Genomic DNA, 15,837 nt, shown 5'->3' with positions numbered 1-15,837 from the left:
ATTCCTTTACTTAGTTCGCAAAATAGCTACTTTATCCGTTACATCTTGTCGGTGCAACAGTTCGCCTACTTCCGAGGCTTTCAGTGTATTTGCATCATTCATATTCGTAATGATCAGCAAATCTTCTCCAGCTTTCACACGGCGATAGAATTCTGACCGTGGCATTTGAGGCATCACATCTTTACCTTTCCACTTATCACTACGTGATTCCTTAGACGATGCATCCTCGTCATCTCCATAGACGCGAACTGGCGTTTTATCAAGATAGTACGGAATCGATGTTGCATAATCACCATAGTAATACATAGCGCCTTGATAGGATGCAATATGTTGATGATATGTCACAGAAGACCGTATTGCTAGAAATGGCACTAATGCTTCCATCAGCACAATCCCTAAGATAGCAAGGGTTCCTACCCCAACAGTGATAGGAATCATAATACGCTTTCGGTACCAATAGCACCCCAATAAAAATAACGTAAAGCCTACTACTAAAGCACGCAATATCCACCAAAATCCCCACGGTGCATAAAAGGATCCGATCCCCAAAGCCCACCAAAGGACAAAGGTCGGTCCTAATAGCCACCACCATAGGTGACGTGATGCATCACTTCGCATCATTTTAATCAATCCCCATGAGCCAATAAAGCTAAAAGGTATTACAGATATAAAGGCATAGGTCGGATATTTCGTAGCCATCACTGTATAAAACAGGATCGTTCCCCAACCCAAGATCATAGAATAGATATAAAAAGATGGCTTCTTTTTCCATCCCTGATACATGCCGTATAGAATAGCCCCCGTCCAAGGTAAAGACCCACCTAAGAATATCGGTAAGTAATACCACCAATGATTCACTTCTGGATGTTCCGATTGGGTCGCTCTCGTCACATTATGTAAGCCCAAGAATCCATTGATGAAATCCATGCCATGTGCACTATACATATAGCCATACCACGGTAAAACAACGAGGATAAAGGCTACTATCCCCTGCCAAGGAAATAGAGCTTTTACCGTCGTCCATGAACGGCGTATACCTGCATATACTAAGAATAAGATGCCTGGCAACACTAACCCTACAGGTCCTTTAGTGAGTACTGCTATCCCAGAAAACACATAGGCTGCGGCCATGTGCCATGAATTATGGGTCATAAACCCTCGATACGCATAGTAAAAAATACCCACTGTGGCAAACAATAGTACCATATCTGTTACGATACCATGTGCCATCACCCAAAATATGAGGGAAGTTCCCATTATACAAGCTGCGCCTAATGCTAATAACTTACGTCCCGATATAGTCCGTACACCTTGATATAAAAAGGCCACTGACAACGCTCCAAATAGGGCCGATGGAAACCTCGATGCAAAATCTGTAAAGCCAAATACAGAATAAGAAAGTGCTAATAGCCAATAAATCATGATGGGTTTATCATACCAAAAGTGACCATAAATTTGTGGTGATAGCCAATTACCAGACAGTACCATTTCCTTAGCAGTCAATGCATAGTTTGATTCCACTGGGTCAGTAACTGGCAACAAGTGATTGCCTAGCACATATATACCTATAAAACATATCCATACTATATAGGTAAGTCGATGTAGTTTCATAGGTTCCTCCTATTTTTGTTTTCGTTTCTTCCATAGCTTAACACCATAGAAAACAGCCAGCACCACAAAGACTGCTATCATGACCAATAGTAGCTCATGGTTATATTCAATCACATCTTTCCAATGTTCTCCTAGTTTCATTCCCAACCAAACCAACAAAATCGTCCACGGGATAGTTCCTAAGGTTGTCCAAATAATAAATGGCGTCATTGGGTATCTTGCCACACCTGCAGGGAAAGAAATGAATGTACGTACACCTGGCAGTAATCGGCCAATAAAGACTGCTGCTCCACCGTATCGATTGAACAATTTCTCTGCAGCCCCAAACTTATCTTCATTAAATAAAATATATTTCCCATATTTCATTAATACAGGACGACCACCATATTCTCCCAGCCAATAAGACAGAATAGACCCTACAATACCAGCAATAACCCCTACGATAATAGCTGTATTTAAATCAAATACACCTTGGAATACAAGATATCCTGCAAAGCCCAAAATAATTTCACTTGGAATGGGAATATTCGCATTCTCTAATACCATTGTCACAAACATGGCAAGGTATCCATATGTTTCCATAAAATTCAATAAATAATCCACTGTACTCTCCTTGTTTATATGGACTCTACCTCATTATTCATCATCATCTTCATCTAATAAATAATCTTTTGCCATCCATTTTTTGGTAGATGTAAACGTAATGGTTACCCATTTTTCATTTGGGTCACCACCGATGGCTAAATCAATTTCATTTCGTATTTCATCAAGTTCGACAATTGTTTGTTTAGCAAAGTTTTTCGGAATCAAAATATCAATTTCAATCATCTTTACATTACCATAGGCTTGTACGCTTGATACATAATCTTTAAATTTATATTTTTGCATGAAAGAATCCATAATGAATTGAATCCGATTATGAAGTTTTAAAGGAGCAACCCCCATAATTTGTTTGACAGATGGAATAATAATCTTCAATGCTGATGGCATCATTTGTAAGGACAAAATAATCAATACAATCGGGTCAACATAGACTGCCCATTCAGCATAGCCGAATCTCTCTAATCCAAAAGCTACCAGGAAGCTCACTAAAATACCAGCTTCTAACATAGCATCGATAGACCAACTAATATTATCAAACTTCACAAGATTGGACTGTAGCTTTTTATTTTGTTGATGTACATATAAATAATACGCCGTATCAGCAATAGTAAATACCGTTGCATAAATAATGGCTGGTCCTACATGAACAGCACGGCCTCCACCTAATAAATCTGTCAAACCAGACAAGAAAGCATAGCTTACGATTAGTAATGTAAAACTACCCTCTGCAATCAATACTAATGGCTCAAACTGCCAATATCCAAACTGAAAGCGCTTACTCGTTTCATTAGAAACAAGACGTGACGTAATGATCATCATCACTTTGATAATAACAGCGATGAACGACACAACCCCATCTAGCAAAATAGCACTAGAACCACTAAATACACCCATCATGGTGCCACCAATAGCAACAAATGACATCAATATAGCAGATTGAAGCAACAGCCTCTGCTCTACTGCATGTTTATCTTGAATCATCATATACTTTTATATCTCCTTTTTAGGTGCCTCACAAAGACGCTTCACCTATACATGAATACAACTAAGAAGTCCATGTACGTTCAAAACCAACTATTTTATAGCCTATAGGCATGATATCGGGTCTACACGCTATGAAATAGTTACATACACTTATATACAAGTATATAAAAAAATGGTGTATCACACAAGTATGATACACCATTTCTAACTATCTTATGGATGCTTCAAGTCTATATTGATCCACTTCATCACGTAACATAACTACATGTTTTATGATATGCGGCCCCTATCTAGACGTCATACAACAAATTAAGATTGTTTTTCTAGATCAAATTTATCAGAGATAAATCCGTATAATGTCCAGCCTACGAATGTTACGATAGAACCATAAGTCATTGCTTCTAAACCAGATGCATATAAAGCATATAAGCTATACAAGGAACCAATGAACGCGATAAATGTAGTACCGCTTAATTCGCCACCTGCACGTCCAGCAGACTTCAAGATCACGATGATAGCTGCCATGGACAATAAGTAAGGGATAATATTAGTTACTACCGCAAGGTTAACTAATACTTCGAATTGTTCATTCAAGGATTCAGACATTGTCATCAACGCTAACAAGGATTGAATGATTGTGATTGTAACCATACCAACCACTGGAGCCGCTTTAGATGTAACTTTGCTGAATAATTTAGGGAATAAGCCTTCATCAGCAGATTGTTTGAATACGTTTGCAATTGTAAACTGCCATCCAAGAAGGGAACCGAAACAAGACATAACCATTAAGCCCATAACAATTTTACCTACTGTTGGAGTGAACATTGTAGCAAATGCTAAACCGAATGGAGCAGAGCTATGTAATAAAGCATCTGCTGGTACAAGACCAAACATAATGTTAGTAGACAATACATAGATAATGGCTGCCCCTAATGTACCACCAAGTACGGCAATTGGCACGTTCTTTTCAGGATTATCAACCGCATCAGAGTTAGCTGCTGCAGATTCCAAACCTAAGAATGCCCACAATGTCATAGCAATAGAGTTAGTTGCTGCTTCACTAAATGGTAAGTTATTTACGTTCCAGTTTTCCATGTATAAGTGACCGGAGAAGAAATACCAACCTGCAGTGGAGATAACGAATACAGGACCGATAACGCCCCATACAGTAAAGCTAGATACACGACCAGTGATACTAGCACCACCAAAGTTAAGAACTGTTGCTAACCATAATGTAGCAATTGTCCACATGGCTGTTGTAAATGGAGATAAGTTCGCATCTAAGAATGTTGCGCCATAACCTACCGCAGAAATCGCAATAGCTACGTTCGCAATTAAAAGGGATACCCCATAGGTATAGTTTGCCATAAAGTTACCAGCTTTACCGAAGGAATATTCGGAATAGCCACCCATACCGCCGCCTTTTTTGCTATACATACCTGCTTTTGCAAAGGCATAGGCAAGAGCCATAGAACCTACGGCTGTAATTAACCAGGATACAATTGACAAAGATCCTACTTGCGCCAACTTAGTTGGAAGCATGATAATACCGGATCCCATCATGTTTACAGCTGTCAAAATCGTAAGCTGTAATACACTCATTTTATTTTCGCTTGTGCTGCTCATAGGCACCTCACTCAGGAAGGCTCAGCTAGGAGCAAGCTCCTAGCTTTACCTCATTATTAATAACTATTTATCAAATTCTTTTTTCAATACATAACCGAAGGCTTTTTTAGTTCCGTCTTCTTGAGTTGTAATGTATACACCTTGGATTTCAGGAGCGAAGCCTGGTAATTTATTGATACCTTCTTCTAATGCTAAGAAGTAATCTCTAGCAGTTTCAGACCATCTTTCACCTGGTTGTACGCAAAGTACTCCTGGAGGGTATGGAAGAGCGCCTTCCAATGCCATGCGACCAACAGCTTCTGTCAATGGAACAAGTTCACCTTGTCCACGTACGAAGTCAAAGTTTGCTTCTTGAGGAGTTTTTACATATTCAGGTAAGTATTCATGCAAGAATAATTTCTTTTGAAGTTCGCTTACATTGCGATCTTTGTAGAAGTCATGCATTTCTTGGCATAGACGGCGGATTGTATAGCCTTTGTATTTATCGATGTTATTGTAGTAAATCGATGGCAATACATCTTGCATTGGTGCATCTTGTTCAATTAATTGTTCGAAGCGAACTAATTGTGCTACCAAATCATCCATTTTTGTTTTGGATTCTGCTGGAGTCATCAAGAATAAAATTGTGTTCAAGTCACATTTTTCTGGGATGATACCATGTTCACGTAAGTAGTTAGCCAAGATATTAGCATGGATACCGAAGTCTTCATACTCACCAGTTTCTACGTTGATACCTGGTGTAATCAATTGGAATTTACATGGATCAATGAAGTATTGACCTGCACCATAGCCTTCGAAGGAATGCCATTTTGCACCTGGCTCGAATGCGAAGCATTTAACATCTTGAGCCATTGCCGCAGTGTCACCGTCTTCCCATTTTTTACCATTTACAACTGGTGGTACTAATGGACGAAGATATTTACAGTTTTTAAGAACTGCTTTACGAGCATCAATAACTGTTTCTACGCAATCTTTCCACAATAATTTACCTGCTTCCCCTTCATGGATTTTAGCATTGATGTCAAGGGATGCAAATAGTGGATAGAATGGAGATGTAGATGCATGCATCATAAATGCGTTATTCAAACGTTTATGGTTTACATAGCGATCTTGACCTTTAATATGGGAGTCTTTTTTATGTACTTGAGAAGTTTGAGAGAAACCAGCTTGTTGTTTATGAACAGATTGAGTTACCAAGATACCAGGATCGTTAGGGCCAAGTTCTAATAACAATGGGCTGCAATCTTTCATCATTGGGATAAATTGTTCATAACCAACCCATGCGGAGTCAAACAAGATGTAATCGCAAAGGTGACCGATTTTATCTACTACTTGACGAGCATTGTAGATAGTACCATCGTATGTACCTAATTGGATAACTGCTAAACGAATAGGGCGTTCAGCTTTTGCTTTTTCAGGATCTTGTTCTGCGATTAATTTACGGATATATTCTTCATTGAAGCAATGTTCCAAGATACCGCCGATAGAACCGAATGGGTTACGAGCTGTTTCTAAATATACAGGAGTCGCACCAGCTTGTACTAACGCACCATGGGAAATAGATTTATGATTATTACGATCGTATAAAATGATATCCCCAGGAGCTAATAATGCATTCAATACCATTTTATTCGCAGAAGATGTACCGTTCAATACGAAGTATGTTTTGTCTGCATTATATACTTGTGCTGCATGTTGTTGTGCGTCACATGCTGGACCTTCATGAATCAACAAGTCACCTAATTTAACGTCCGCATTACATAAGTCACTACGGAATAAGTTTTCACCGTAGAAATCATAGAATGCACGACCTGCTGGGTGACGGGCGAAGAATTGGCCACCTTGATGACCTGGGCAGTCAAATTGAGAGTTGCCATCTTCTACATAATCAGCTAAAGCACGGAAGAATGGAGGTAACATTTCTTCTTCGTATTTTTTAGCTGCTGCTTCAATTTGTTTTACATATAATTCGTAGTTTACTTCGTTACCATCGATAACGCGAGTAATTTTACCTACAAATTCTGGTTTTACAGTAGAGTTCGCATCTTTTTTGATTAAGAATACAGGAATGCGAAGCGCTTCAATCAATGGGTTGCTCAACACTTCTTCATGATCTGCATCTGTAATCACAATCGCTGCTACATCAGAAAAATCTGTTTGATCTAAAGTCACTGCAAAACGAGTAATGCAATCTTCAAAGTCTTGTAGCGCATCGTGAGAGAACGCAATGTGTAAATGATTCATAATAAAGCCTCCTATTGCATACTATGAATAGACATAATTATTGAAAACCATTGTCGACATGGTAGCTATAGATATATAAATATACAGTAGCTATTTCATATTCATCTTACACCTAACGCCAATTTAATTCAACCTTAATTAACTATTTTTATTATAGCAATTAGTTATATTTCATCTCATTAAATGGCTAAGATAGTATATCCTATAGAATATTATTTTCTCTATTTCATCTTAACAAATACACTTATATCAACGTTTCTTATACAAATCTATTAATTTTCATTGATTCAAGACAACATTCCTATCTTTAAATCTTTATACCTTTATTATTGATATCTTTTCTCGTTATAGGTTGTATTTCTTGTATGTTTATTAACTAATTGTCCACTCAGAATAGATTTAATGAGTTTTTATTCCTATTTTATTAATATATTGTTGATCACACTAGTTAAACCATTATCATATTTTTATTCTTGCACTTTTCGCATAGGAAACCCCCATTTTTAGCATGCTAGCTCTCTACTTTCTATAAAATTACAAAAAAGAGACCCTATACAGAGTCTCTTTCATTTTATATATTATGCAAATACATTGACTAAGTCAATGGTTTGATCACGGCCAGGCCCTACAGACACGATACCGATTTTTACACCTGTCACTTCTGCGATACGTTCTACATAGCGACGTGCTGCTTCTGGTAATTCTTCGTAGTTACGGATACCAGAAATATCTGTTTTCCAACCTGGGAATGTTTCGTATACTGGTTCACATTCTGCTAATACGTCCAAGCTAGCAGGGAATCCTTGCACTGCTTCACCATTGCGAGTATAGCCTACACAGATTTTCACTTCATCTAATCCATCTAGAATATCAAGACGAGTAATCGCTAAATAATCTAAGCTATTTAATGCAGCACCATAGGATACAACTGCCAAATCTAACCAACCGCAACGACGGGAACGACCTGTTACAGTACCAAACTCATGGCCTGTTTGACGAAGGTATTCACCAGTTTCATCCAATAATTCAGATGGGAACGGGCCTTCACCCACACGAGTGGAGTACGCTTTTACTACACCAAAGATATTTTTTAAGTAGTTAGGGCCTACACCAGCGCCCACAGATGCACCACCAGCCACTGGATGAGAGCTTGTTACGAATGGATAGGTACCATGATCAAGGTCAAGCATTGTTGCTTGTGCCCCTTCGAACAATACTTTTTTACCACTTTGGATAGCATCAATCACAGCAAAGTTTGTATCTTTTACAAATGGACGCAATTGTTCCGCATAACATAAGTAGTCTTTTAAGATTTTTTCAAAGTTAACTGGCTCAAAGCCATAGACTGAAGTTAACATTTTATTTTTCAATTCTACGTTGAATTTAAGTTTTTTCTCGAATACAGCTGGATCCATTAAGTCGCAAATCCGGATACCGATACGATTTACTTTATCTGCATAACATGGACCGATACCATTTTTGGTAGTACCAATTTTAGCATCGCCTTTCACAGATTCTTCCGCTTCATCTAAGCGGTTGTGATATGGCAAAATCACGTGGGCACGATCAGAAATATATAAGGATTTCGCACTTTTACCTTCTTTTTCAAGGTTTGCAATCTCTTCTAACAATACTTTAGGGTCCACAACGACACCAGTGCCAATGATATTCATTTTATCATCATACAAAATACCGCTAGGCAATAGACGCAACGCGAAAGATTTGCCATCTACTACCACAGTATGACCTGCATTATTACCACCTTGGCTACGTACCACTACATCAGCGCGTTCAGATAAATAATCAACGATTTTACCTTTCCCTTCGTCGCCCCATTGTGTGCCAATTACCATACTTGTTGCTACATTGGTTCCCATATGAATTGCCTCCATTACATCTTTGAACACTTCATGTTGCTGGTTATCCTTCTTTGTGAAAGCAACCACTCTGAAAGTTCTTCTAGTTATCATTTAGTACTCGCAAATAGGCATCTTACATAAAGCTATTTACAATCTATTATAGCATATATTGAAAGTATTAGGGTAGATAAGATGACATATGACATTCTATCTACCCTCCTGATTCTATTATTATAGTCCAAATCGAGCCATAATCGTATCAACATGACGCAACAATGGTGTTGGATCAAAACAAGCATCGATTTCTTCTGCGCTTAAATACTTAGCAATTTCTGGATCAGATTTTAATCCTGTAGCAAAGTCTTTGCCTTCTAACCAACGAGCCATAGCATGACGTTGCACCCAACGATAGGCTTCATCACGAACAGCCCCTTTGTCCACCAAATGCGTTAAAATCGTTTGGCTAAATACAAGGCCACCTGTTAAGTTCAAGTTTTTCATCATATTTTCAGGATATACCAATAATTTATCTATCGTACGTGTGGCTAAATGAATCATGTAATCCAATGTAATCGTTGCATCTGGTAAAATCACCCGTTCTACAGAGCTATGAGAAATATCTCGCTCATGCCATAAGGCTTGATCTTCAAAGGCCGCTTGTGCATGACCACGCAAGATTCGTGCTAAGCCACAGATTCTTTCACAAGTGATAGGATTGCGTTTGTGAGGCATCGCAGAAGACCCCTTTTGTTTCGGGCTGAAATATTCTTCCGCTTCACGCACTTCTGTCCGTTGTAAATGACGAATTTCCAAAGCAATACGGTCCAATGTTCCACCGATGACAGCAATCATAGACAATAATTCTGCATGACGGTCACGAGATACTACTTGTGTCGCTACTTTCACAGGTTCTAACCCTAATTTTTCACACACATATTGTTCCACAAATGGATCAATATTGGAATAGGTGCCTACAGCACCAGACAATTTACCCACTGCTACAGATTGACGAGCTTGTTCTAAACGAGCAATATCACGATCAATTTCGGACATCCAGTTCACCAATTTTACACCAAATGTGATCGGCTCCCCATGAATACCATGCGTACGGCCAATCATCGGCGTATATTTGAACTCTACTGCACGACGAGCTAGGACCTCGCGGAAATTACGTAAACCTTTTAACAACAAGTCACAAGCTTGTTTCATCATGTATCCTAAGGCAGTATCTTTTACATCTGTGGACGTTAAGCCAAGATGAATGTATTTCGCAAACTCAGGACCTACGTATTCGCCGACAGCAGTGACAAAGGAAATGATGTCATGATTCGTTTCACGTTCGATTTCACGAATGCGTTCTACTTGAAAGTCACCTTTCTCACGAATCGCTACTGCCGCTTCCTTCGGGATAATTCCCAACTCAGCTTGCGCCTCAGATGCCAATATTTCTACTAATAACATCGTATCGAACTCATTACGTTCACTCCAAATATGTCCCATCTCTTCACGAGTGTAACGATTAATCATACTGTCACTCCTTTATCTAATCCTCATGGTTTTTTTACTATCCATTGTAAAAGTCATACCTCATAGGGTTTTCTATATTACCTTATCATTATACAAAAATCGTAGGCAACTGTCAGCTATTAGTTGACAGTTCAAGAATTATAAAGTGGTTGTCAACTAATAGTTAACAACCACCCAGCAACAGAAACTACCTTCTCAATTCTCTAAATATATCAAACTAGCGCATCAGAAGAACCACTACGTCACTTCTAAAAACTGCCCCACGTGAAATTTTTAGAAGCAACACGGCTATTCTAAGGAAATATATTAATTGGGCAACAAAATTTTTATAGCATCAAGACGAACTGTCAACTAACAGTCGACAGTGTGTTTACTACTGCCTCCCATCCCAGCTGGGATAGCCCCTACCAAGCAAATCACTCCAAATGCTATTAATGCGACGGTGCTATTGTACTCCATCATTTGTAATGTAGACATCCCTTCTATGGTATAAGCTAAAATGACTCCTATCAGCGCCATGCTCATGGTTTGTCCCAAGAGACGTACTGTCGAAATAGTAGATGACGCAAAGCTGATATATGTTTTTGGTACAGAACTCATAATCAAATTATTATTCGGCGGTGCAAAACTGCTAACCCCTATACCAACAATGGCTAAGCTACTCATAATAATTGACAGACTTTCAGTAAAAGTACCATAAGCCATGCTAAGTAAACCTATCCCAATGAGCACCATCCCCCATCGAGCAAATCGGGATGGATTGTATCGATCCGATAAGGCCCCCATACGCGGTGCCAAGAATACCATAATGCCTGTTTGGATGCACAAGGTCAATCCCGTCATACGAGAATCAAAGCCCATTATCATTTGTAAAAACAATGACAATACAAAACCTACACCAAAGGTGGCGCTAAAGTTCATCATCGCAGCTATGCTAGACATAGTAAACCCTAGATTTGACGCAAATATTCTAACGGGAATGAGCGGATCTTTGCTATTCCATTCTTTATATCCTAAGACAGATAACGCTGCAATTCCCACTACAACAGCATAAGCACTCCACCAGAAACGAACCCACTCTGTAATACCAATCATAATTGCACTAATACTGAAGGCATATAATATTAAACTACTGAAAGATAGATTACTATCTGGGGCATGCACCCATTCTTGTTGCAACGAACGAAAGGCCATCCCATTTGCCACCACACCTAATAAGGCGGTAAACACAAAAATACTGCGCCAGCCATAATAGTAATTTAAAAGTCCTCCTAAGGCCGGTCCTAAGGATAACCCTAAATACACCATGCCTCCAATCATACCAAATGCATATCCACGTCGCTCCACTGGTACGGACAATGTCAAAATAGACATAGACGTAGTATACACAATACCTAAGGCAATCCCTTGCAAAGCCCGATAAAACATTAACATTTCTACGGAGTTCACAAAACACATACATACAGATATCACCGTAAATACGATGCTACCTATATAAAACAATTTGCGTTTCCCGTACATATCCGCTAGCTTCCCAGCAGGAATCACCGCTACCGTACAACATAGCAAAAAGGCTTCCACTACCCATGCCATATCATTCGTAGAGGCTCCAAACTCACGCATCATATCTGGAAAAGACATCGTGAGAGAACTCGATGCAAAAGGATTCAAAAATGCCGCTAGCATCATCGTATATAAAACAGATTTCATGTAAATATCACTCCTCGTTTCAATATACTCTCATTATAACAATACAAATGAGGTTTTGAAAGATTCTGCTTTTAGATGACAAATCTCGCTAAGCATGATATAATCCAATTGACAACAAGTTGACTAGTTCCATGAGAACAACAAACCCCCACAGCGCCTACTGTGGGGGTTTTGCTTTTTAAAGAGAGCTACCTCTAGATCGGGCTAGTTACCTTTAAACCATCTGCCTAACCACTTGCAGAAATATTGACTGATTATTCCTGCCACAACAGAGATTAACAAGTTGACTAGTATCTCCATGAACTCACCCCCTTCCTGTCACCAGTATCGGGGAGGTAACATCTACAGTATAGCAAAAATTCACAAACTATAAAATAAGTATTGCAATCAAGCCATACAATCTCAAAAAAGCTACATTGCTCATTAAAATAACTCACCAAGAAAAGCCGTGTTACTTACTAAAAACTTTCACTCAGTTTTTAGAAGTGACGCGGCTTTTCGCCTTTTCAGAAGCGCTGCGGCTTTTCCTCCACCTAGAGTCCCTCCCAATAGAAACAACATATCTCTCCACACAATACAGTAATGCAAAAGAAAAGCTGTGTTGCTTACTGAAAACTTTCACGCAGGGCAGTTTTCAGAAGTAACACAGCTTTTCTATATCACTCATATTTTTAATAGAGATATGTCGTTTCTATTTAAACTCGTTGCAAAGAGCTGCAAACACGTCTGCATCTGGTTTCACTACGTTATGCACTAATGCACGAGCATGTGGACCACCGTTAGCAGCATATAATGCTTGTTCAAAGGATGGTTTTGTTGTATCTTGATAAATCAAACCTGTTACAAGACCATTAGTTTCACCTAATGTAGCGAATGCTTGCGCACGATTAGTTGGATCATAACCTTCTGGTAGTTCTACTAAATTATCTTTAAAGTAGTCATACCCATTCTGTTTATTGTACGTTACGCAAGGGCTGAACACGTTAATGAAAGAGAATCCTTCGTGCTGCATACCTTGTTTAATCAAGTCTACTAATTGCGCACGATTTACCATGTAGCTTTGCGCTACGAAAGTAGCACCAGAAGCGATAGCTGTTTCGCAAATTGGCAATGGACTTTCAAAAGAACCATGTGGAGATGTTTTAGTTACAAATCCCACATCAGAGCGAGGGGATGTTTGACCTTTAGTTAAACCATATACATGGTTATCCATAACCACATAGGTAACATTCACATTACGTTTGAACGCATGAATTGTATGGCCCATACCGATCGCAAAGGCATCACCGTCACCACCACAAACCACTACATTCATATCTTCATTCGCCAATTTCACACCTTGTGCATATGGAAGTGCACGACCATGTGTAGTATGCGCACCATAGGCATAGAAGTAACCACCGATACGGCTAGAGCAACCGATACCAGAGATAACAGCTAATTTTTCAGGTGCAATATCAAGAGCAGCTACTGCATCAGCGATGGCTGCTTGTACCCCATAGTGACCACAACCTGGGCACCAGTTAGGGCGGATATCATTTCTATATTGATTTGCTGTTGCCATTATAATACCTCCTTAATTGCCGCTTTCACATAAGATGTAGTAAATGGATTACCATCATATTTTAAGCAACTAGAAAGTTTTTCTTTATTCGGCATGTTAATGCGGAACAAGTTAGTCAATTGACCTGTCGCATTTTGTTCACAGATCACAACTTTTTTAGCACTGTTATAGAATGGTAGCAATTGTTCTTTCGGGAACGGTTTAATCAAACGAAGTTGTAAGTGGTTCACTTTGTGACCTTCTGCCTCTAATTCCACCACTGCTTCTTCGATAGCACCACGGCTAGAGTTAATGCCGATCACAAGAACATCTGCTTCCTCATGTTTTGCATTGTTCAAGAATGGTTCATATACGTCTGCTACTGTAGATAATTTACGGAAACGTTTGTCTGTTTGTGCCACGTGCATAGAAGGTGCCTCTGCCGGTTTGCCTTCTTCATTATGCTCAAGGCCAGTAGACAAAAATAGACCGTTTTTCATACCTGGAATCGTACGAGGGGAAATACCGCTTTCAGTCAATTCGAAACGTTTGAAATACTTAGGAGCTTCCAATGCTGGCAACTTTTCTTCTTTCATCAAATTACCACGTTCGATACCAACGCGATTCAAATCGAATGTTGGTACAGATTGTTTATTCAAGCCTTGTTGTAAATCAGGCATGAAAATAACTGGACATTGGTATTGTTCCGCCAAGTTGAAAGCATGTTGAATTTCATAGAAACATTCTTCAATGCTTGTAGGTGCGATAACGATATTAGAATAATCGCCATGCGCATTGTAGCAAGCTGCATCGATATCGGATGTTTCCACTTTTGTAGCCATACCTGTAGATGGACCAGAACGTTGTACATCAATAACCAACATTGGCAATTCAGCCATAGATGCCATAGATAAAGACTCAGCCATCAAGCTCAAGCCAGGGCCAGATGTACATGTAAAGCCACGAACACCAGCATACACGCCACCCATCGCCATCATACAAGCCGCAATTTCATCTTCTGTTTGTACTACAGTAGCACCGATTTTGTCCATTTTCTTAATCATGTATTCCATCACTTCAGAAGCTGGAGTAATTGGATACGATGCCATGAAACGAGAACCTGCAGCAATAGCGCCCAATGCTAATGCTTCATTACCAAGTAAGAACATTTGGTCTTTTGGTTCTGGTTTATCCAGTGTATCTACTTCTACATCACCCAATTGTTCTTTTACAAGTTGATAACCCAATTGGAATGCTTGTAGATTTTTGTTAATAATGTCTTCAGATTTTTTCGCAAAACGAGCTTTAATAGCTGTTAGGAATAATTCTGTTTCAAAGCCCAATAGAGCAACGGACATGCCCAATGCCACGATGTTACGCATCAACAAGGAGCCTTGTTGTAATGCTGTTTCGGAAATTGGTAATGCTAAGCATGTTACACCAGTTCCTTCAAATGCTTCAAAATTAGGATTTACTTTGCTATCGCAAATAATAAAACCGCCTTCGCGCACTTCTTTACCGTGCATATCCACAGTTTCTTGATCTAATGCCACCAAGAAATCGATATACTCACCGACTGTCATAATTTGTTCTAATGCGATACGTAGTGCAAATGTTGTGTGACCACCTTTGATACGAGATGCAAACAAACGTTGGCTATACAAGGAATATCCTTCTTTGGCAAGAATAGTAGCTAAAATTTCGCCACAACTTTCAATACCTTCACCTTGCTGACCGCCCATTTTCCAGATAAAATCTTTACGTTTTTGCAAGAGATTCACCCTCCTTAGGATTGTAATATAGGACTACAGAAAGACTGTATTTATTCAGTGTTTTCAATACACATCAATCTCTCAAAGTTCAACTCTTATAATAGCATTTTTACCGCTTTTCATCAATCAGATTCCCTATATTTATAAAGTATATTTACCTCTCGGTCTCTATCCATTTGACAAACAAAGCCAACACCCTCTTCATATAGTTGTTATCTATACCTCAAGGTATACAAAAACCTCGGCCAAGAGAAAAAAGCCGAGGTTTCTGTATTTGAGAAAAAAGAGAGAGAACATTTGAATTAACTTCAAATGTTTTGGGGCAATGGGGGGCGCCCCATTCGGTAAAAGTAGGGTC

At 39.1% G+C, this 15,837-nt stretch carries 10 protein-coding genes; all 10 read right to left on the bottom strand.

From position 1 onward, the window contains the following. Window positions 1-6 precede the first annotated feature (6 nt). The 10 genes from EO122_RS04770 to EO122_RS04725 all read right to left on the bottom strand — a co-directional run bounded on the left by EO122_RS04770 (window position 7) and on the right by EO122_RS04725 (window position 15,479). Complete coding sequence (locus EO122_RS04770; RefSeq protein ID WP_127009607.1) at window positions 7-1,611, bottom strand: glycosyltransferase family 39 protein; 1,605 nt, start codon at window positions 1,609-1,611, stop codon at window positions 7-9. Between the two features lie 9 nt (window positions 1,612-1,620). Then, the gene (locus EO122_RS04765; protein WP_127009606.1) at window positions 1,621-2,214 is read right to left on the bottom strand and encodes a DedA family protein; all 594 of its coding nucleotides are present in this window, start codon (window positions 2,212-2,214) and stop codon (window positions 1,621-1,623) included. Between the two features lie 33 nt (window positions 2,215-2,247). Beyond that, window positions 2,248-3,198: a cation diffusion facilitator family transporter gene (locus tag EO122_RS04760; RefSeq protein ID WP_127009605.1), complete on the bottom strand. Its 951-nt coding sequence runs from the start codon at window positions 3,196-3,198 to the stop codon at window positions 2,248-2,250. A 309-nt stretch (window positions 3,199-3,507) separates the two neighbouring features. Continuing rightward, window positions 3,508-4,824: a putrescine-ornithine antiporter gene (gene potE, locus EO122_RS04755; RefSeq protein ID WP_127009604.1), complete on the bottom strand. Its 1,317-nt coding sequence runs from the start codon at window positions 4,822-4,824 to the stop codon at window positions 3,508-3,510. A 63-nt stretch (window positions 4,825-4,887) separates the two neighbouring features. Then, window positions 4,888-7,068: an ornithine decarboxylase SpeF gene (gene speF, locus EO122_RS04750; protein WP_127009603.1), complete on the bottom strand. Its 2,181-nt coding sequence runs from the start codon at window positions 7,066-7,068 to the stop codon at window positions 4,888-4,890. A gap of 578 nt (window positions 7,069-7,646) precedes the next feature. Beyond that, window positions 7,647-8,945 (bottom strand): adenylosuccinate synthase, encoded by a 1,299-nt coding sequence (locus EO122_RS04745; RefSeq protein WP_127009639.1) that lies wholly within the window; start codon window positions 8,943-8,945, stop codon window positions 7,647-7,649. A gap of 213 nt (window positions 8,946-9,158) precedes the next feature. Further along, window positions 9,159-10,454 carry an adenylosuccinate lyase gene (gene purB, locus EO122_RS04740; protein ID WP_127009602.1) on the bottom strand — a complete coding sequence of 432 codons (1,296 nt, stop codon included), beginning with the start codon at window positions 10,452-10,454 and terminating at the stop codon, window positions 9,159-9,161. Between the two features lie 351 nt (window positions 10,455-10,805). Continuing rightward, complete coding sequence (locus tag EO122_RS04735) at window positions 10,806-12,164, bottom strand: MFS transporter (protein WP_127009601.1); 1,359 nt, start codon at window positions 12,162-12,164, stop codon at window positions 10,806-10,808. Between the two features lie 691 nt (window positions 12,165-12,855). After that, window positions 12,856-13,728, bottom strand: a complete 873-nt coding sequence (locus tag EO122_RS04730; protein WP_127009600.1) for a 2-oxoacid:ferredoxin oxidoreductase subunit beta — start codon at window positions 13,726-13,728, stop codon at window positions 12,856-12,858. Beyond that, window positions 13,728-15,479, bottom strand: a complete 1,752-nt coding sequence (locus EO122_RS04725) for a 2-oxoacid:acceptor oxidoreductase subunit alpha (RefSeq protein ID WP_127009599.1) — start codon at window positions 15,477-15,479, stop codon at window positions 13,728-13,730. The genes EO122_RS04730 and EO122_RS04725 overlap by 1 nt, the downstream gene beginning before the upstream one ends. Window positions 15,480-15,837: the final 358 nt, after the last annotated feature.

This window comes from Veillonella sp. CHU110 (assembly GCF_003992255.1).
Taxonomy (GTDB): Bacteria; Bacillota; Negativicutes; order Veillonellales; family Veillonellaceae; genus F0422.
This window is presented reverse-complemented; position numbering and strand designations above follow the sequence as displayed.